The organism is Curtobacterium sp. AC268, from assembly GCF_979258745.1.
This window is the reverse complement of the sequence record NZ_OZ409878.1, coordinates 901,710-921,494: the sequence shown is the minus strand read 5'-3', so window position 1 is coordinate 921,494 and position 19,785 is coordinate 901,710. Positions and strand designations below refer to the sequence as shown.

9 protein-coding genes, 1 tRNA gene, 2 rRNA genes and 2 pseudogenes are annotated in these 19,785 nt (G+C 69.8%); 12 read left to right on the top strand and 2 right to left on the bottom strand.

All coding sequences use genetic code 11. From position 1 onward, the window contains the following. Positions 1 to 91 precede the first annotated feature (91 nt). The 12 genes and pseudogenes from ACZZ9K_RS04300 to ACZZ9K_RS04245 all read left to right on the top strand — a co-directional run bounded on the left by ACZZ9K_RS04300 (position 92) and on the right by ACZZ9K_RS04245 (position 18,565). A 23S ribosomal RNA gene (locus ACZZ9K_RS04300) occupies positions 92 to 3,219 on the top strand. A 156-nt stretch (positions 3,220 to 3,375) separates the two neighbouring features. Then, positions 3,376 to 3,492: ribosomal RNA gene (gene rrf / locus ACZZ9K_RS04295) — 5S ribosomal RNA — on the top strand. Between the two features lie 115 nt (positions 3,493 to 3,607). Next, positions 3,608 to 5,095 (top strand): glutamate--tRNA ligase, encoded by a 1,488-nt coding sequence (gene gltX, locus ACZZ9K_RS04290; RefSeq protein ID WP_463443404.1) that lies wholly within the window; start codon positions 3,608 to 3,610, stop codon positions 5,093 to 5,095. Between the two features lie 6 nt (positions 5,096 to 5,101). After that, the gene (locus ACZZ9K_RS04285; RefSeq protein WP_463443403.1) at positions 5,102 to 6,133 is read left to right on the top strand and encodes an NAD(P)/FAD-dependent oxidoreductase; all 1,032 of its coding nucleotides are present in this window, start codon (positions 5,102 to 5,104) and stop codon (positions 6,131 to 6,133) included. Positions 6,134 to 6,178: 45 nt separating this feature from the next. Next, positions 6,179 to 6,250 (top strand) — tRNA-Gln (locus ACZZ9K_RS04280). Positions 6,251 to 6,612: 362 nt separating this feature from the next. Further along, positions 6,613 to 9,396, top strand: coding sequence for an AMP-binding protein (locus tag ACZZ9K_RS04275; protein ID WP_463443402.1), 2,784 nt, complete (start codon positions 6,613 to 6,615; stop codon positions 9,394 to 9,396). A gap of 360 nt (positions 9,397 to 9,756) precedes the next feature. Further along, a complete protein-coding gene (locus ACZZ9K_RS04270) occupies positions 9,757 to 10,701 on the top strand; it encodes a glycosyltransferase family 2 protein (RefSeq protein ID WP_463443401.1) in 945 nt (314 codons plus the stop codon). Further along, entirely contained in the window at positions 10,698 to 11,663 is a 966-nt protein-coding gene (locus tag ACZZ9K_RS04265) for a glycosyltransferase family 2 protein (protein WP_071246821.1), read from the top strand. Before ACZZ9K_RS04270 ends, ACZZ9K_RS04265 begins: the two co-directional genes overlap by 4 nt. Beyond that, positions 11,660 to 13,402, top strand: a complete 1,743-nt coding sequence (locus tag ACZZ9K_RS04260) for a glycosyltransferase family 2 protein (RefSeq protein ID WP_463443400.1) — start codon at positions 11,660 to 11,662, stop codon at positions 13,400 to 13,402. The genes ACZZ9K_RS04265 and ACZZ9K_RS04260 overlap by 4 nt, the downstream gene beginning before the upstream one ends. 1,808 nt (positions 13,403 to 15,210) lie before the next feature. After that, positions 15,211 to 17,031, top strand: a pseudogene (locus ACZZ9K_RS04255) (PIG-L family deacetylase); the annotation flags it as partial. Then, entirely contained in the window at positions 16,974 to 17,612 is a 639-nt protein-coding gene (locus tag ACZZ9K_RS04250) for a DUF7402 domain-containing protein (protein WP_463444733.1), read from the top strand. The pseudogene ACZZ9K_RS04255 and the gene ACZZ9K_RS04250, both read left to right, overlap by 58 nt. Further along, complete coding sequence (locus tag ACZZ9K_RS04245) at positions 17,597 to 18,565, top strand: glycoside hydrolase family 16 protein (RefSeq protein ID WP_463443399.1); 969 nt, start codon at positions 17,597 to 17,599, stop codon at positions 18,563 to 18,565. The genes ACZZ9K_RS04250 and ACZZ9K_RS04245 overlap by 16 nt, the downstream gene beginning before the upstream one ends. Positions 18,566 to 18,585: 20 nt before the next feature. Here ACZZ9K_RS04245 and ACZZ9K_RS04240 read toward each other — a convergent pair whose 3' ends face one another. Both ACZZ9K_RS04240 and ACZZ9K_RS04235 read right to left on the bottom strand, forming a co-directional pair. After that, complete coding sequence (locus tag ACZZ9K_RS04240) at positions 18,586 to 19,059, bottom strand: glycosyltransferase (RefSeq protein WP_463443398.1); 474 nt, start codon at positions 19,057 to 19,059, stop codon at positions 18,586 to 18,588. A gap of 245 nt (positions 19,060 to 19,304) precedes the next feature. Then, positions 19,305 to 19,700, bottom strand: a pseudogene (locus tag ACZZ9K_RS04235) (glycosyltransferase); the annotation flags it as partial. Between the last annotated feature and the right edge of the window lie 85 nt (positions 19,701 to 19,785).

Here is a 19,785-nt window from a genome sequence, read left to right as displayed (position 1 = left end):
ACACAGTGGACGCGAGCATCTTTGATTCGCGTCATCCATGATCAGCCTTCGGGTTGGTGTGGTGACGTTGGATCGCAATTTTAATCTTTGTGGTCAAGTTTCTAAGAGCAAACGGTGGATGCCTTGGCATCTGGAGCCGATGAAGGACGTAGAAATCTGCGATAAGCCTCGGGGAGCTGATAATCGAGCCTCGATCCGAGGATTTCCGAATGGGGAAACCCCGCCAGGCGTTTTGCGACCTGGTGACTCCCGCCTGAATATATAGGGCGGGTAGAGGGAACGTGGGGAAGTGAAACATCTCAGTACCCACAGGAAGAGAAAACAACATGTGATTCCGTGAGTAGTGGCGAGCGAAAGCGGATGAGGCTAAACCGATCATGTGTGATAGCCGGCGGGCGTTGCATGGTCGGGGTTGTGGGACACGTCACTCAGTTCTGCCGGACTGGGACGGTTACAGCGCATCATAGTCGAACCGGTTTGAAAGCCGGGCCGTAGTGGGTGCCAGCCCCGTAGACGAAATGGTGTTATGGCCGGATGTGTATCCCAAGTAGCACGGGGCCCGAGAAATCCCGTGTGAATCTGTCAGGACCACCTGATAAGCCTAAATACTCCCAGATGACCGATAGCGGACAAGTACCGTGAGGGAAAGGTGAAAAGTACCCCGGGAGGGGAGTGAAATAGTACCTGAAACCGTTTGCTTACAAACCGTCGGAGCCTCCTTAGTAGGGGTGACGGCGTGCCTTTTGAAGAATGAGCCTGCGAGTTAGTGATATGTGGCGAGGTTAACCCGTGAGGGGCAGCCGTAGCGAAAGCGAGTCTGAATAGGGCGTTTGAGTCGCATGTTCTAGACCCGAAGCGAAGTGATCTATCCATGGCCAGGTTGAAGCGACGGTAAGACGTCGTGGAGGACCGAACCCACTTCAGTTGAAAATGGAGGGGATGAGCTGTGGATAGGGGTGAAAGGCCAATCAAACTTCGTGATAGCTGGTTCTCTCCGAAATGCATTTAGGTGCAGCGTTGCGTGTTTCTCGCCGGAGGTAGAGCTACTGGATGGCCGATGGGCCTCAACAGGTTACTGACGTCAGCCAAACTCCGAATGCCGGTGAGTGAGAGCGCAGCAGTGAGACGGTGGGGGATAAGCTTCATCGTCGAGAGGGAAACAACCCAGACTACCAACTAAGGTCCCTAAGCGTGTGCTAAGTGGGAAAGGATGTGGAGTTGCACAGACAACCAGGAGGTTGGCTTAGAAGCAGCCACCCTTGAAAGAGTGCGTAATAGCTCACTGGTCAAGTGATTCCGCGCCGACAATGTAACGGGGCTCAAGCACACCACCGAAGTTGTAGATTTCGCACTATAGACAAGCCTTCGTGGTTCAGTCGTGCGGAGTGGTAGGAGAGCGTCGTGTGGCGAGTGAAGCGGCGGAGTGATCCAGCCGTGGACGCTACACGAGTGAGAATGCAGGCATGAGTAGCGAAAGACGGGTGAGAAACCCGTCCTCCGAAAGACCAAGGGTTCCAGGGCCAGGTTAATCCGCCCTGGGTAAGTCGGGACCTAAGGCGAGGCCGACAGGCGTAGTCGATGGACAACGGGTTGATATTCCCGTACCGGCGAACAACCGCCCAAGCTAATCCAGTGGTGCTAAGAGTCCTAACCCGGTACAACCGGATCCCTTCGGGGTGATGGTGGCCGGTCTAACGCTCGACCCCATGCTGGTGCGGTTAGCGTATGAACAGGTGTGACGCAGGAAGGTAGCTGAGCCAGGCGATGGTATCCGTAAGGTGAACCTGGTGTAAGGATGTAGGGCTGACGATAGGCAAATCCGTCGTCTGTGTGCCTGAGATCCGACGCGTACCCGTAAGGGGAAATCAGTGATCCTATGCTGCCGAGAAAAGCATCGACGCGAGGTTGCAGCCGCCCGTACCCGAAACCGACTCAGGTGGTCAGGTAGAGAATACCAAGGAGATCGAGAGAATCGTGGTTAAGGAACTCGGCAAAATGCCCCCGTAACTTCGGGAGAAGGGGGGCCGGACACGTGACCGGATTTACTCCGTGAGCGTTGAAGGCCGCAGAGACCAGTGGGAAGCGACTGTTTACTAAAAACACAGGTCCGTGCGAAGTCGCAAGACGATGTATACGGACTGACGCCTGCCCGGTGCTGGAAGGTTAAGAGGAAGGGTTAGCCTTTGGGCGAAGCTCTGAATTTAAGCCCCAGTAAACGGCGGTGGTAACTATAACCATCCTAAGGTAGCGAAATTCCTTGTCGGGTAAGTTCCGACCTGCACGAATGGCGTAACGACTTCCCAGCTGTCTCAACCGCGAACTCGGCGAAATTGCACTACGAGTAAAGATGCTCGTTACGCGCAGCAGGACGGAAAGACCCCGTGACCTTTACTACAGTTTGGTATTGGTGTTCGGAGTGGCTTGTGTAGGATAGGTGGGAGACTGTGAAGCGGGCACGCTAGTGTTCGTGGAGTCATTGTTGAAATACCACTCTGGTCACTTTGGATGTCTAACGTAGGACCCTGATCGGGTTCATGGACAGTGCCTGATGGGTAGTTTAACTGGGGCGGTTGCCTCCCAAAGAGTAACGGAGGCGCCCAAAGGTTCCCTCAACCTGGTTGGCAATCAGGTGGCGAGTGTAAGTGCACAAGGGAGCTTGACTGTGAGACTGACAGGTCGAGCAGGGACGAAAGTCGGGACTAGTGATCCGGCAGTGGCTTGTGGAAGCGCTGTCGCTCAACGGATAAAAGGTACCTCGGGGATAACAGGCTGATCTTGCCCAAGAGTCCATATCGACGGCATGGTTTGGCACCTCGATGTCGGCTCGTCGCATCCTGGGGCTGGAGTAGGTCCCAAGGGTTGGGCTGTTCGCCCATTAAAGCGGTACGCGAGCTGGGTTTAGAACGTCGTGAGACAGTTCGGTCCCTATCCGCTGCGCGCGTTGGAAATTTGAGAAGATCTATCCCTAGTACGAGAGGACCGGGATGGACGAACCTCTGGTGTGTCAGTTGTTCTGCCAAGGGCACCGCTGATTAGCTACGTTCGGACCGGATAACCGCTGAAAGCATCTAAGCGGGAAGCCGTCTTCGAGATGAGATTTCCATGCACCTTGAGTGTGAGAGGCTCCCAGCAGACTACTGGGTTGATAGGCCGGATGTGGAAGCGGGGACTAACGACCCGTGGAGCTGACCGGTACTAATAAGCCGAAGACTTGATAACACACTGATTTCCGTGCACTTGTTGCACGGGCTCGCGTCCACTTTGTGGTTCCCGACAGACGATCGGGAATCGAAACTGAATACACCGCTCTGCCCTCTTCACCGGGGGCAGCAGTCGGGACAGCTTTGAGACCAAGTATGATCTGGTCGAGAGTGTTCCGGTGGTCATAGCGAGAGGGAAACGCCCGGTCACATTCCGAACCCGGAAGCTAAGCCTCTCAGCGCCGATGGTACTGCAAGGGGGACCTTGTGGGAGAGTAGGACGCCGCCGGACTTAACGTAGAAGAACCAGGGAACCCCTGACCATTCGTGGTCAGGGGTTTTCTGCGTTTGCGGCCCGTCCACGGGGCAGGTGGGAGGGACAGGTGCCGCGGTAGGGTTGACGGGTCATGACTGCGCCATTCACCACCGCCTCCGGCTCCGACATCCGCGTCCGCTTCTGCCCGAGCCCGACGGGGACCCCGCACGTGGGGCTCATCCGTACGGCGCTCTTCAACTGGGCGTACGCCCGCCACACCGGCGGCAAGCTCGTGTTCCGCATCGAGGACACCGACGCCGCCCGCGACAGCGAGGAGTCGTACGCGCAGATCCTCGACGCGCTCCGGTGGCTCCGGCTCGACTGGGACGAAGGGGTGGACGCCGGCGGCGAGCACGGACCGTACCGCCAGTCCGAGCGCACGGCGATCTACGACGACGTGATCGCGAAGCTCAAGGAGTCCGGCCACATCTACGAGTCCTTCGTCACGCCGGACGAGATGGAAGCCCGCAACAGGGCCGCCGGTCGTGACCCCAAGCAGGGCTACGACAACCACGAGCGTGACCTGACCGATGCCGAACGCCAGGCCTTCCGCGACGAGGGCCGCGAGCCGGCCCTCCGCCTGCGGGTCCCCGACCGTGACCTGAGCTTCGACGACCTGGTGCGCGGTGAGATCACCTTCAAGCAGGGCACGTTCCCCGACTTCGTGGTGGTCCGTCCGAACGGCACGCCGCTGTACACGTTCACGAACCCGGTGGACGACGCCCTGATGGGCATCACCCACGTGCTCCGGGGTGAGGACCTGCTGTCGTCGACCCCGCGGCAGATCGCCCTGTACGAGGCACTGTACGAGATCGGCCTCGCGCCCTCCATCCCCGTGTTCGGGCACCTGCCGTACGTGATGGGGGAGGGCAACAAGAAGCTCTCGAAGCGTGACCCCGAGTCGAACCTGTTCCACCACCGTGCCGCCGGCATGATCCCGGAGGGGCTCGTCAACTACCTGGCGCTGCTCGGCTGGTCGATCGGCCCCGACCGCGACGTGTTCTCGATCGACGAGATGGTCGCGGCGTTCGACGTCACCGACGTGAACCCGAACCCGGCCCGCTTCGACCACAAGAAGGCCGAGGCGATCAACGGGGACCACATCCGTCTGCTGGCGCCGGAGGACTTCCGGTCGCGCCTGCTGCCGTACCTGTCGGAGTTCATCAGCGACCCGGCGACCCCGGAGCAGCTCGAGGTCCTGACCAAGGCGGCTCCGCTCGTGCAGGAGCGCATGCAGCTGCTCGGCGAGGCACCGGCGATGCTCGGGTTCCTGTTCACCTCCGACGCCGACCTGGTGGTCGAGGACGACGCGCTGGCCTCGCTCAAGGGCGACACGGCGACGGTCCTGACGGCGAGCACCGCAGCACTCGAGGGCGTCCAGGACTGGACCACCGAGGCCGTCGAGGGCGCGCTCCGTGCAGCGCTCATCGACGAGCTCGGCCTGAAGCCCCGCGTCGCCTTCGGCCCGCTGCGCGTGGCGGTGTCCGGACGTCGGATCAGCCCGCCGCTGTTCGAGTCGATGGAGATCCTGGGCAAGGAGTCCACCCTGACCCGCCTCCGCGCCCTCGCGGCGCGCTGACCGACCGTGAGCAGCACGGAGCACGCCGTCCCGGTCGTGCACGACGTGGCGGTCATCGGCGCTGGTCCGGCCGGGCTGAGCGCTGCGCTCAACCTGGTCCGTGCGAAGCGCACCGTCCTGCTCGTCGACGCGAACCGCCCCCGGAACGCCGCGACGCTCCGGTCGCACGGGTTCCTGACGCGCGATGGCATCTCGCCGCTCGAGCTCCGGAAGCTCGGGCGGACCGAGGTCGAGGGGTACCCGGAGGCGACGGTCGTGCAGTCCGTCGTCGACCTGGTGGCCCCGGACGCCGACACGGACACCTGGCGGGTGCACGGCTCGTGGCGCGGCACCGAGCTCGAGGCCCGCGCCCGGACGGTCGTCGTGGCGACGGGGTTGCGTGAGGAGTTCCCGGCACTGCCGATGCTCCGCGCGTTCTACGGCACCGCGGTGCACAGCTGCGTCGAGTGTGATGCGTACGACAAGGCCGGGCAGCCGCTCGCGTTCATCTGTGAGACCGACGACGTGGTCGACCGGGCGCTGCTCATCGCCTCGTGGACCGACGACCTGATCGTCTACACGAACGGGGTGGCGCCGCTCGACGACGCCGACCGTGTTCGACTGGCGGCGGCGGGGGTCGTCGTGGACGAGCGTGTCGTCGCGGACCTCGAGGGCGATCGCTCCGGGATGACCGGCGTCCGGCTCGCCGACGGCCACGTCGAGCCGCGGACCGGTGGGTTCGTCCGACCGGTGTGGCACGCCGACCTCGACTGGCTGCGCACCAGCGCCACCACGAGTCCGGGCGCAACGAGCGGGAACACGGCCACGAACGGCGACACGCCCGGAGCGCTCGAGGGGCTCCAGTGCGACACGCAGGGACTCCTCGTGGTGGACCGGGTGGGCCGGACATCCGTCCCGGGGCTCTACGCCGTGGGAGACGTCACGCCTCCCGGGCCGGAGCAGCTCATCGTCGCCGCCGGACACGGAGCCGCGACCGCCGCCGCCGTGCACCGAGACCTGGTGGGTGGTCTTGCGGACCTCCGGGATGCTGTACAGTAGTTGATCGTGCCCCGGGTGACCGGGCCAGAAGGCCGACAGGCCTTTTGGGGTATGGTGTAATTGGCAACACAGCGGTTTCTGGTACCGTCGTTCTTGGTTCGAGTCCAGGTACCCCAGCACTCGATGAACAGCCCCCGGGATCTCCCGGGGGCTGTTCTCGTCCGGACCGTTCTCATCCCGAGCGTCCTCATCGGGGATGCACGGCTCATCCACGGTCACGCCACGGCTGATCCGGAGGTTGCGCGGAACCGCACGATCCTCGAGCCGGGGCGAGCCGCCGTGCGGAAGGCGCCCACGGCGGTGGACCGGTCGTTCCGGAGTCGTACCGTCCGTGGCGGGCGCAGGCCGCGCCTCCAGGCCGGTTGCGGTTCCCCGCACCGGGCTCTCGACTGCTCGCGGGCGGGGGGAGCGCGGACCTACGGTCGGAAGACCGTCGCGGGAGTCGTGGCGGTCCGCTGCTGAGCACCCGAGGTGTCATCGTGACCTCCGTCGACCCGCTGACGACCGTCGATCCCTGGAACCACCCCGCAGCCGTGCCCGCGGCGGCCGACCACTCCGTGCTGGACCGCTGGGACCGCGCGGTGGCACTCCGGGGCGACGCCGCCGCGCTCGCGGGCGACGGCCGCCCCTACACGTACACCGAAGCGGACCGGGCCTCGCGCGCGCTGGCCGCAGCCCTGGCCGTGACGCTCCGACCCGACGACCACAGCGGCGCCGGCGTCGGCGACACCCCGGGCGGGGCGTCGAAGCCGGTCGGACTGATGGCGGGGCAGTCGACCGAGGCCGTGATCGGCATCCTCGCGCTGGTGCGTGCCGGACGGACCGTGGTGGTGCTCGACGACCACCTGCCCGCAGCCCGCTTGGCGCACGTGGCCCGGCTCGCCGGCGTCGACGAGATCGTGGCCGACACCGAGCGTGCGGCGCTGGCCGCTGCCGTCGTCGCGGAGCGGGACGGCCGGGTGCACGCACTCGGCGAACTGCTGCACACGGGCGAACCGCTGGACGCGGGCGGTCCCGGCGCGGCCCCGTCGGCGGACAGCGTGGGCGTGCGTCCCGGCGGGCGGGACCCCTTCGCCATCGTCTTCACCTCCGGCTCGACCGGCATGCCGAAGGGCGTGGTCCTGACGCACCGGCAGCAGATCGCCGACGCCGAGCAGGACGCACTCGCGCTCGGCCTCGGCCCCGGCGACCGGCTCGGTGTCGTCCTGCCGCTGTCGTTCGCGGCCGGGCTCCTGTTCTCGTTCGACACGTTGCTCTGCGGCGGCACCATCGTGCTGCTCGAGCCGCGTGAACTCGGTGTCGAGCGGCTGCTCGGGCGGTTCCGGGACGACGACGTGAACGTGCTCGTCTGCACCCCGCACCTGCTGCGGTCGATCATCGGGTCGCAGAGCGCCCCCGGGTCGCACGGGACGGCCGCCGGGACCGCACCGGTGCTCGGCGGGCTGCGCTTCCTGATGACCACGGGCGAGTCCGTCACCGGCGCCGACCTCGCCGCGGCTCGACCCCACCTGGACCCGGACACGCTGCTCCTGAACGCCTTCGGCTCGAGCGAGACCGCGTGCGTCGCGTACTGCCCGGTGGCCCCGGGCGAGCCGGTGCCCGAGGGCGTCGTGCCCGCCGGGTGGCCGTTGCCCGGCAAGACGGTCCTCGTGCTCCGTGAGGACGGCAGCCCTGCCGGTCCGGGGGAGACCGGCGAGCTCGTCGTGGTCTCCGACGCCCTGACCGCGGGCTACTGGGGCGCGCCGGAGAAGACCGCCGAACGGGCCGGACACACCGGCGAAGCCGAGGCCGTCGCCGGCATCCCCGTCGGGACCCCGAGCTGGCGGCAGGGCGACCTGGCACGCGTCGACCCCGACGGGCGGCTCGTGCTGCTCGGCCGATCCGACGACGCCGTGAAGGTCCGCGGCTACCTGGTCGAGCCGAGTGAGGTCGAGGCGGCGCTCCGCGCGGTCCCCGAGGTGCACGACGCGGTCGTGACGGCACAGGTCGACCCCGGTTCCGTCACCCGGCTCGTCGCCTACGTGGTCGGACGCCCGGGGCACCGCACCCCGGCACCGGGCGCGCTCCGCCGGGCGCTCCGTGAGCGGCTCCCCGAGTACATGGTGCCGGCGTCGATCGTGCCGATGACCGAACTGCCGCGGAACGAGCGCGGCAAGGTCGACCGGGCGGAACTCCCCGGTGCGCCGAGCGTCGAGACCGAGATGGTCGAGGGCGAGTACGACCAGTGGGAGCTCGTCGTGGGGCAGATCTGGGCCGAGGTGCTCGGCCTCCGGGGCGTGCACCTGGACGAGGACTTCTCCGCGCTCGGCGGCGACTCGCTGTCCGCCGAGGAGATGCTCGCCGTCGTGCAGGACCGGCTCGGGGTCGACCTGCGCTCCTCGGACGTGCTCGAGCACCCGACGCTCCGCGCCTTCGCCCGACGGGTGCGGAGCGGGACGAGCGCGCTGCCGAGCCACCCCGACGTCGTGAAGGTGTCCGAGGCGCGCGAGGGCGGCCGGCCGCCGGTGTTCTGCTTCGCCGGTGGCGGTGCCCTGGCGCTGACGTTCCTGCCGCTCTCGCGGCACCTGCCCGCGCACGACCTGTACGCGTTCCAGCAGCACGCCCTCGAGCGCCGCGGGATGCCGGACTGGAACATCGAGCGGAGCGCCCGCCGCTACCTCGCCCTGATGCGCATCGTGCAGCCCCGCGGCCCGTACCTGCTCGTCGGGCACTCGCTCGGCGGACTCGTCGCGCTGGAGATCGCCCGGCTCCTGACCGAGAGCGGCGAGCAGGTGGAGCACGTCGTCCTGCTCGACACGTACCTGCCCCGCACGAAGTCCGAACAGGCCCGCCTGCACTTCGGCCGGATGGAGCCGCGCGACCAGCCGAACACCGCCGTCCGGGCCGTGCAGCGGGGGCTCGACCGCGCCGTCAGGCGGGTGCTGCCCGCGGGTGTGCCGTACGGGGCGCGGTTCGCCAAGCGGCTCCGTGCGTACACGGCCGGCGTGCTGCGGCACGGTGGGCAGAAGGACTTCGACGCGTTCTTCGACCAGGCCGAGATCGTCACCAGACGCCACCACCCGACGCCGTTCCACGGGAGGGCCACCTACGTCCTCGCCGACGCCAACCCCGACGCCGCCGGGTGGTCCGCCCTGCTGCGCGGGCCCACCGAGATGGTGCGGATCGCGAGCGAGCACACGTCGCTGCTGCGGGAACCGCACGTCGCCGAGCTGGCGGTCGCGCTGCGGGCCGCCTTCGAGACGGCGGACGTGCCGCAGGTCTGAGACCGGTCCACGACCGGACGGGAGGCGCGGTGCCGGCTGGCACCGCGCCTCCCGTCCTGCGTCCACCACCCGTCGGCCGCCGCGCCGGAGGGCCGACCTGCACGAGGGTTGCGGGTTTCCGTATCCGCACCCGGGTGTCCGCAAGGGACCGCACCGCGCATTGACCCTCCCGCTGGCCACGGCGATGGTTGGAACCGCGGGGGAGAGCACCCACTCACCCGCGGCAAGCAGGCGGCGTCGTACCCGCGTCCCGCTGCTCGACCGACGACGGTCACCGTCGTCGGTGCGTCAACCGAGGACGCGCCGCTCGTCTCGACGAGCCACCACCCGACAGCAACCCTGACCCGACAGGACCGCGCCATGCCCGCACGTACCGTTCGCCCTGCAGACCCGAGGGTCTCCGTCGTCATCCCGGCACGGAACGAGGCCCGCAACCTCGAGATCATCCTCCCGAAGCTCCCGCCCGTGTACGAGGTGATCCTGGTCGACGGCAACTCCGTCGACGACACCATCGCCGCCGCCCAGCGCGTGATGCCCGACATCCGCGTCGTGCACCAGACCCGCAAGGGCAAGGGCAACGCCCTGGCCTGCGGCTTCGAGGCCGTCACCGGCGACATCGTCGTCATGTTCGACGCCGACTGCTCCGCGGACCCCGACGAGATCCCGCGGTTCGTCCAGGCGCTCGTCGACGGCGCCGACGTCGCGAAGGGCACCCGGTACTCGCTCGGCGGTGGCAGCGACGACATCACGATCGTCCGGAACATGGGCAACCGTGGCCTGAACATGCTCTGCAACATCATCCTCGGCACCCGCTACAGCGACCTCTGCTACGGCTACAACGCCTTCTGGGCGGACGTCCTGCCGGAGATCGGTCTGCTGTCGTCCGAGCTGCCGAAGCCGGCCGACGGTTCGATGCTGTGGGGCGACGGGTTCGAGATCGAGACCGTCCTGACCTGCCGCTGGTCGGCCGCCGAGCTCGCGATCACCGAGGTGCCGAGCCACGAGAAGCTCCGGGTGCACGGTTCCAGCAACCTCAACGCCGTGACCGACGGCATCCGCGTGCTGAAGTCGATCATGCACGAGCGTCGTCGCGCCGCCATCGGCCGTGCCGAGGTCCGTCGGGCGGCCATGAGCGTCGTGCCGCCGGCCGAGCAGCTCGCCGCGCCGGCTGCTGCTCCTGTCGCTGCTGCGCCCGCCGCCGCGACGCCGGTCGCTGCGTCCGTCGCGACCCCGGTCGCTGCGTCCGTCGTCGCCGGGGCGTCCGTCGTCGCGTCCGTCGTCGCCCTCGAGGAGGACGTCGCGTGACGACCGTCGCGGTCGTCATCTGCGCCTACACCCAGCAGCGCTGGGGTGACCTGCAGGACAGCGTCGAGTCGGCCAAGCGCCAGCCCGAGGGCCCCGAGGTCGTCGTCGTCATCGACCACGAGCCCGAGCTCCTGGCCCGCGCCGCCGCGCGCTGGCCGGAACTCCGGGTCGTCCCGAACACCGAGGACCGCGGACTCTCCGGGGCCCGGAACACCGGTGTCGCCCTGACCGACGCCGACGTCGTCGCGTTCCTGGACGACGACGCCACCGCGGACCCCGACTGGCTCGGGCACATGCTCACCGCGCTCGAGGACCCTGACGTCGTCGGTGTCGGCGGTCGTGCCACGCCGTCCTGGCCGACCGCGACAGGCCCCGGCCCGTACGCCGACGAACTGCTCTGGATCGTCGGGTGCTCGTACCGCGGGCTGCCCGAGACCCCGGGCGACGTCCGCAACGTCATCGGGTCGAGCATGGCGTTCCGCCGCGACGCGATCCTGCTCGCCGGCGGTTTCCGCTCCGGCATCGGCCGCGTCGGCAACCAGCCGCTCGGCTGCGAGGAGACCGAACTCTGCATCCGCATCGCCCAGGCCCGTCCCGGCGCGCGGATCCGGCACGAACCGCGCTCGAACGTCTCGCACCGGGTCTCCCCGGACCGTGTGACGATGCGCTACCTGCGCCGCCGCAGCTACTACGAGGGCATCTCGAAGGCCGTGCTGAGCCGTCGGGTCGGCACCGGTGACTCGCTCGCCAGCGAGTCGACCTACCTGACCCGCGTGATCCCGGGCGCCGTGCTGCGCGAACTGCGTCACGTCGGTCGTGGTGGAGGCCTGCGGGCGTACGCCATCGCGCTCTCCGTCGTCTCGACGGTCGCGGGCTACGCCGTCGGTCGGGTCCTCGGCACCGTCGTCGTGCGGACCCCGCCCGCACCCGCCCCGCTCCCGCAGCCGGTGGGCACACCGTGACCCGCGCGACCCTGGCGATGGTCCTCTCGCCGGTCGTGACCGGGCCGCTCGTCCCCACCTGGGACGGCGCGCTCTGGGTCGGCGAGGTCGACCGTGCCGACGTGCACGCGTCGAGCCACCGGGACGTCATCGCCCTGCAGGGATCGGCCGGGTACGGGCGTGCACGACTGCTCGTCCGCGACCACGGCGAGCCGCTCGGCTTCGTCGAGGCCGAGATCACCGAACGCCGCCGCATCGGCGGCACCATCGACGTCCGTGCGCTGCAGCGCGCGATCCGGCCCATGCCGGCACCCGAGCGTCGGCCGGCAGCAGGTCTGGTGCTGCCGTCCGTCACCGTGGTGCTCTGCACGGACGGTGCCGCCGGCACGACCATGCGGTCCGTGCTCGCGAACGGACACCCCGACTTCGACGTCGTCGTCGTCTCGCACGGTGCCGACGACGACGGTGTGGCGACCGTCGACATCGGCGGACGCCGCGTCACCACCATCCCCGCGCCCGACGGCGGACTCGCAGCGGCGCGGAACGCCGGCCTGCTCGTCGCGACCGGCGACGTCGTCGCGTTCGTGGACGAGGGCACCGTCGTGGACGGCGGCTGGATCGCCGCGATCGCCCGTGCCTTCGCGGCCGACCCGGACGTGGCCTGCGTCACCGGGCTCGTGCCGAGTGCCGAGCTCCGGACGCCGGCGCAGCGCTGGCACGACGACCGCACCCCCGGCGGGCGGACCGTCCGCCGCCGGGTGTTCCGGCTCGACGACCCGGTCGACGACCTCCCGCTGCACCCCTTCGCCGCCTCGGCCTACGGCACCGGCGCGAACCTCGCCGTGCACCGCGCGACCGCGCTCCGGATCGGCGGGTTCGACACCGCCTTCGGGCCCGGCACCCGCGTCGGCGGCGGCGACGACCTCGACCTCTTCACACGACTGCTGTTCGCCGGATCCGCGATCGCCGTCGAACCGGCCGCGATCGCGTGGCAGCGATCGGCGGACGACGTCGCGTCGCTCCGCGCCGCCGCTGCCGCGCACGGCCACGGACTCGGAGCCTGGATGACCAAGAACGCACTCGACCGCGACACGCTGACCGCCTCGGTGGACGCGGCACCAGAGGCCATCAGCGCCTTCGCGCGCCTCGGCCTCGAGCAGGGCGACGACGCTGCCGACACTGTTCCGGCGAACGGCCACGGGACGGGCGCCGCGCGCGACGCGGACACCGTCGACGCCGTCGACGCGGAGCTTCGCGGCGACGAAGCGTCGGTTGCGTCGCGTCGAGCGGCGATCCGTGCTCACCGCTCCGGTCCTGGCGCTCCGGGAACGCATGGGCGGTGCGGGAACGATCGACCGCACGGCGCACGGCCGCCACGAGCTGCAGCGCGGCCTCGACACCGCGGGGCCGGCGCGACCGACCCCCGGTGGCGCGATGGGGCCGGCGGCGCGACTCGGTGCCGCCGCGATCGTCGTGCTGACGCTCGTGCTGGCCGCCGTCGGCAGCGTCGTCGAGCTGCCCACCCTGCGGGCGAGCGCCGTCGCGGTCTTCCTGTTCGCCCTGCTCGGGGTCGCCCCGATGCTGCTCGTCCGCCCGATGTCCCTCGCACGGTTCGCCGTCCTCGCCGTCACCGGGTCGCTCGTCGGCACGATCGGCATCGGGTACACCATGGCGACCTTCCACATCTGGGCGCCGACGGTCCCCTTCGTCGGTGTCGTCGTGCTCACCGCTGCGGCGCTCGCCGTCTCGGTACCCCGTGACGTGGCGGAGCTCCGTCGCGCCGGACTCGAGCACCGTGCGACCGCTCGGCCCCGGTGGAGCACGACCGCCACCGTGACGGCGCTCTCGCTCGGCGGGCTCGTCGTCGTGGTCGTCGCCGCGCTCACCCACATGGGCGACCCGGTGCCGGCCGGCCTGTTCGGCTCGCTCGGCCCGGGCCTGGTCGTCGGCCTCGCGCTCGTCGTCGCCGCCGCGGTCATCGCCCTGGTGCGCGGCCGCGGGCTCGCGGTGCCCGTCGTCGTGCTCGGCGGTGTCGTGCAGCTCGCCCAAGCGATCACGTACGGCGTGCCGACCGTGACCGCCGCGGCCCGGCACATCGGTGTCGTCGAGTACATCCGCCAGTTCGGTGGGACCAACCCGTCGGCCGACATCTTCCAGACCTGGTCCGGCCTGTTCGCCGGCGCTGCCTGGGTCGCCGACGTCGGGGGCATCGTCAACACGATCCTCATCGCCGCCTGGGTGCCGGTCCTGCTCGCGTTCAGCACGACCATCGCGGTCGGGGTCCTGGCGGCGCACTGGCTGCCCGGTGCCCGTCGGCCGTGGATCGCAGCGCTGCTGACCGCGATGACCGGTTCGCTCAACACCACGTACTTCTCGCCGCAGTCGACCGGCATCCTGATGTCGATCGTGATCCTCGTGCTCGCCACGGGACCGCTGCGCGACGCCGCTGTCACCACCGCCGACGGCTCCGTCGCCGCCAAGCCGCGGGCACGGCGGGTGGGGCTCTCGCGGATCATCGCGATCACCGTCATCGGCGTCGTGCTCGCCGTGACGCACCAGATCTCGCCGTACCTGACGGTCGCCGCACTCGTCACGCTCATCGTCTTCCGGATGCTCCGCCCCTGGTGGCTGCCCGTCGTCGTGCTCGTGCCGGCGGTGGTCTTCGCCGCGCTGAACGGTGACATCCTCGGACGGTTCCTGTCGCTCGCGGCGGTCGGACGCGTGCTCGACAACGTGCAGCCGCCCGCGCACGACATGACCGTCCTGCCGAAGCCGCTCGTCACGCGCCTGGCGTTCGACATCCCGGCAGCCGCGCTCGTGGTGCTCGGGCTCATCGCCCTGGTGACCGTGCTGATGCGGCGCGACCGGACGCACTGGGCGCTCCTCGCCACCGCTGCGAGCCCGATCTCGCTGCTCGTCGCCACGAACTACGGCCAGGAGGGCGTCTTCCGCGTCGTGCTCTTCGCGACGCCGTGGATCGCGATCCTGGCGGCGGCGCTCCCGATGCCCGCCGGTCGGTTCGCCCCGGTCGGTGCGTTCCTGCAGCGGGGGATGCGTCCGTCCGCCGTGCGGTTCGCGGTCGCCGGAGCAGCGGTGGCGGCGCTCGTCGCGATCGGTGCGTTCGGGCAGACCTCGCTCGACTGGAACCGCGTCATGACCCGGAGTCAGTCCGCGGCGACGCAGTACTACGACCGCACGGCACCCGCGGGCTCCGTGATGCTGCTCACCGGTTCGGCCAACGCCGTCCCGAGCAACACCGGCGCACGGTACTTCGACGTGGGCTACCTGTCCCGCGAAGCACTCGGCCCGTACCCCGACCCGACCGGTGGCTACGACGCCGAGGCCGACCTGTCGAACGTGACGCGGGAGCTGGTCGTGAACTGGTCGGCAACCGGCTACTACGCCCTGGTCGCGGAGCCCTTCGGCGCCTACGACGAGCGGTACGGCTACCAGAGCGACGCCGACTACCAGGAGCTCGCCGCCGCCATGGCGTCCTCGCCCTACTGGAAGCGGGTCTGGTCGTCGGGGACGACCGCGATGTACGAACTGACGACGGAGGGCCTGCGCCATGCAACCGACTGAACCGACCTCCGACAGACCGCGACGGACGCGACGGGCCACCGTCGCGTCCGTCGCGGGCGTGGTCGCCACGGTGCTCGCCGTGCTGGTCGCGCCGAACCTCGCGGTCCAGCCCGCCGTGGCCGCGGCCGCGGACTGCAGCGCCGGGCGGGTGCTCAACGTCGTCGCCCACCCCGACGACGACCTGCTCTTCCAGGGCACCGACCTGCGGAAGGACATCGACGCGGGGCGCTGCGTCCGCTCGGTGATCGTCACCGCCGGTGACGCCGGAAAGCCCGACTGGTACTGGCAGGAACGCCAGGTCGGGCTGATGGCCGCCTACGCGAGCATGGCCGGCGTCGACCCGGCATCGACGACCGGCTCCACGACGGTCGCCGGACGGACCCTGCTCACCGAGACCCTGACGGCCGACCCCCGGATCAGCCTGGTCTTCATGGACCTGCCGGACGGCAACGTCGAGGGGAACGGCTTCTGGGCGAACGGGTACGAGAGCCTCCAGCGCCTGTACACGGGCGACATGGACACGCTGCACACCGTCGCCGACGCCCCGCACAGCGCCACGTACACGCTCGCGCAGCTCCGGGCGACGCTGCAGGGGATCGTGCAGGACTTCGCACCGACGGACATCCACACCCTCGACCACGAGGGCGAGTACGGCGACGGGGACCACAGCGACCACCACACGGTCGCCTACCTGACCGACCAGGTGCAGCGGCAGTACACCGGCGCGCACGGATTCACCGGGTACATGGGGTACCCGATCGCCGACCGTCCGGCGAACCTGACGACAGCACAGACCCAGGCGAAGGCCGACGCGTTCTTCACCTACGCCGCCCACGACGGTGAGACCTGCGCGTCGTACCAGGCCTGCTCGGCGCGACCGGAGACCTCGTGGCTCAGCCGGCAGTACACCGCCGGCTCGCCGGTGCCGACGAACCCCACCGACCCCACGGACCCGACCCCCACCCACACGGACGTGACGGGTTCGGCGTCGGTGACGGCGAGTGCGGAGAACCCGGCTGACGGTCAGACGGCCGTGAAGGCGGTCGACGGTGTGGTGAGCGGGTACCCGGATGCGCCGACGGCGGAGTGGGTCGCGCCGTCTGGTCGTGCGGGGACGTGGATCCAGCTCGGGTGGGCGAAGGCGACGGCGTTGGACGCGGTCGACCTCGCTGATCGGCCGAACACGGTGGACCAGGTGCTGGGCGGGACGTTGACGTTCTCGGACGGCTCGAGTGTGCAGGTGCCGGCGTTGAGCAACGGTGGTGCGGTGCAGCGGATCACGTTCGCGGCGCGCAGTGTCACGTGGGTGCGGTTCACGGTGACCTCGGTCAGTGGCGGGACGCAGAACGTGGGTCTCGCCGAGATCCGCGCGCTGGCCCCGGCCGACACGACGCCGACACCGACCCCGACGCGGACGGACGTGACGGGTTCGGCGTCGGTGACGGCGAGTGCGGAGAACCCGGCTGACGGTCAGACGGCCGTGAAGGCGGTCGACGGTGTGGTGAGCGGGTACCCGGATGCGCCGACGGCGGAGTGGGTCGCGCCGTCTGGTCGTGCGGGGACGTGGATCCAGCTCGAGTGGGCGAAGGCGACGGCGTTGGACGCGGTCGACCTCGCTGATCGGCCGAACACGGTGGACCAGGTGCTGGGCGGGACGTTGACGTTCTCGGACGGCTCGAGTGTGCAGGTGCCGGCGTTGAGCAACGGTGGTGCGGTGCAGCGGATCACGTTCGCGGCGCGCAGTGTCACGTGGGTGCGGTTCACGGTGACCTCGGTCAGTGGCGGGACGCAGAACGTGGGTCTCGCCGAGATCCGCGCACTCCGCCGGCGAGCAGCAGCGGCGGCACGACGCCGACGCCGACGCCCACGCCGACCCCGACGCCGACGCCGACGCCGACGCCCACGCCGACCCCGACGCCCACGCCGACCCCGACGCCGACCCCCACGCCCACGCCCGCTCCGGGCCTGCGAGACGTCACCGGCTCGGCCACCCCGACGGCGATCGCCGACAACCCGGCCGACGGCCAGACCGTCGCGAAGGCCGTCGACGGCGTGGTGTCCGGCCACCCGGTCGACCACACCGCCGAGTGGGCCGTCCCCTGGGGACGGACCGGGATCTGGGTCCAGCTCGACTGGGCCGCCCCGGTGGCGCTCCAGCGCATCGTCCTGCACGACCGTCCGAACAGCGACGACCAGATCACGAGCGGCACGCTGACGTTCTCGGACGGCAGCCAGGTCGCCGTGGGTGAGCTCCCGAACGACGGCAGTGCCCGGACGGTGGACTTCACCGCCCGGAACGTCACGTGGGTGCGGTTCACCACCACCGGGGTGTCGAACAGCACGATCAACGTCGGTCTCTCGGAGGTCCGCGCATGGGCAGCTGGATGACGCCGGACGAAGACGGCCCCCGCCCCGTCGCCGAGCAGTCGGCCGCCGCGCACGGCGCAGCACCCGCGCACGGCCTCGGCTCCTCCCGCCACCGCACCCCACTCCGGACGCGGGGACGACGGGTCGCGATCGTGGCCGCGGCCCTGGTGGTCGCCGTCGGCGCCGTCGCCGCGGCGACCACCGGCACGACGTCCGTCGGCCCCGGCCCCAGCGGGGTCGCGATGCCGACCGGCGACGGTGACGGCTGGAAGCGGGTGTTCTCCGAGGACTTCGACGACACCACCCCGTCGGGCGGGTTCGAGGCGGCCTACGACGACCGGTTCACCGTCTACCACGGCTTCGCGGACACCGCGGGGACCGGCCGGTACCAGGCGTCCACGCTGAGCGCCCACGACGGGATGCTCGACATGCACCTGCGCACGACGAAGGCGGGCACCCCGCTCGCCGGCGGGGTCGTCCCGCTCGTCGGCGGACGATGGGGTGGTCAGACCTCCGGGCGCTACAGCATCCGGATGAAGAGCGACGAGGTCGACGGGTACGGGGTGGCGGTGCTGCTCTGGAGCGACGAGAACGTCTGGGCGCACGGCGAGATCGACTTCCCCGAGGGCGCGCTCGGTGCGCCCGCCTGGCTGAACGTGCACTGCCTGGTCGACCCGGCCGAGAAGTGCGTCCACCACGAGACCGACGCGTCGCTGGCCGACTGGCACACGTACACGATCGAGTGGACGCCCTCGCGGATGTCGTTCCTGGTCGACGACGAGGTCGTCGGGAGCACCACGCAGGACATCCCCGTGGAACGCATGCACCTGGTCGTGCAGACGGGATCCCTCGAGGGCCTGCCGCCCCGGGACGCCGCCGGGTCGTTGCTGGTCGACTGGATGACGATCGACGTGCCTGCCGACGGCGAGAGCCCCCAGGCCACGCTGCCGTCCACGGGACCCGCCGCCGGCTGACGGCGCCGGGCCCGGCCCGGTCAGCGCCGGGCGTGTGCCAGCAGCGCCAGCAGCAGCGCTCGCACGTGCGGCTCGCGCCCGTAGCGGTCACGGACCCACGCGCGGCACCGTGCGGCGAGGGACGGGTCGAGCTCGGCTTCGTCGAGGGTGTCGAGCAGCTTCTCCGCCAGTGCGTCGGGGTCGGCCGGGTCGACGGTGTACCGCGCCCAGTCGCCCGACAGGATCTCCCCGGTGCCGCCCGATGCGGCGGCGACGACCGGACGGCCGGCGGACATCGCCTCGACCACGACCCGCCCGAAGCCCTCGGGCTCGATGGACGGCGCCACCACGACGTCGGCGGCGTGCAGGAGCGGGACGACGTCGTCCCGCTCGGGGAGCACGAGCACGGAACCGGCGGGGAGCGCGTCGATCGCGGCGTGCACGGCGTCGGCCTCTTCCGGGTAGAGTGCACCGGCCAGCACGAGGAGCGGCGCGGGCGCCGCGTGACCGGCCACGGGGGAGTGGTGACCGGCACGCGTGCCGCGGCCGCCGTGCGGACGCGACCCCATGCCTCCAGGAGGGCGAGCACGCCCTTCGACCGGGTGAGCCGACCGTAGTACAGCACCGTCGGGGTGTCCTCGGGGATGCCGAGTGCTGCGCGGGCGTCGTGCACCGATGCCGGGGTGGCGGCCGGGAACGCGTCGGTGTCGACACCGTTCGGCACGATCGTGATGCGGTCCGTCGGCACGCCGGACTCCGCCCAGGCGCGCGCCATCGCGTGCGAGACGGCGAAGTAGCGGGTGCGGCCGCCGGCGATCGGTCCGAGCCGCCGGTAGTTCGGCGCGTGGTGCAGGTGCACCGCGAGCGGGACGCCGGAGACCAACGACGCGACCCGGCCGAACGGCAGGTACTCGGGCCGGTTCAACCAGAGGACGTCGAGGTGCGATCGTCGGATCCGCAGCCCCTCGCGGGCGAAGCGCCAGGCGTCACGGAGCGCGGTCGTGATCCCGAACCGGTAGTCGGTGGCCTCCACCAGCGTCACGCCCATCGCCTCGTAGGGCGGTGGGCCCTCGGCGGCGCGCGGGGACTGGGCGTTCCGGTGCCAGACCTCGACCTCGTGGCCGGCGGCGACGAGCTCGCGGGTGTCCTCGAGCACACAGCGTTCGAGTCCGCCCGTGATGGCGAGTCCGGTCACCAGGACGCCGACGCGGAGTCGGCGGGTGCCGTCGTGTGCAGTCGGT

Coding starts and splice junctions, on each gene's coding strand:
- gltX (WP_463443404.1), top strand. CDS start 3,608: ATGACTGCGCCATTCACCACCGCCTCCGGCTCCGACATCCGCGTCCGC.
- ACZZ9K_RS04270 (WP_463443401.1), top strand. CDS start 9,757: ATGCCCGCACGTACCGTTCGCCCTGCAGACCCGAGGGTCTCCGTCGTC.
- ACZZ9K_RS04245 (WP_463443399.1), top strand. CDS start 17,597: ATGGGCAGCTGGATGACGCCGGACGAAGACGGCCCCCGCCCCGTCGCC.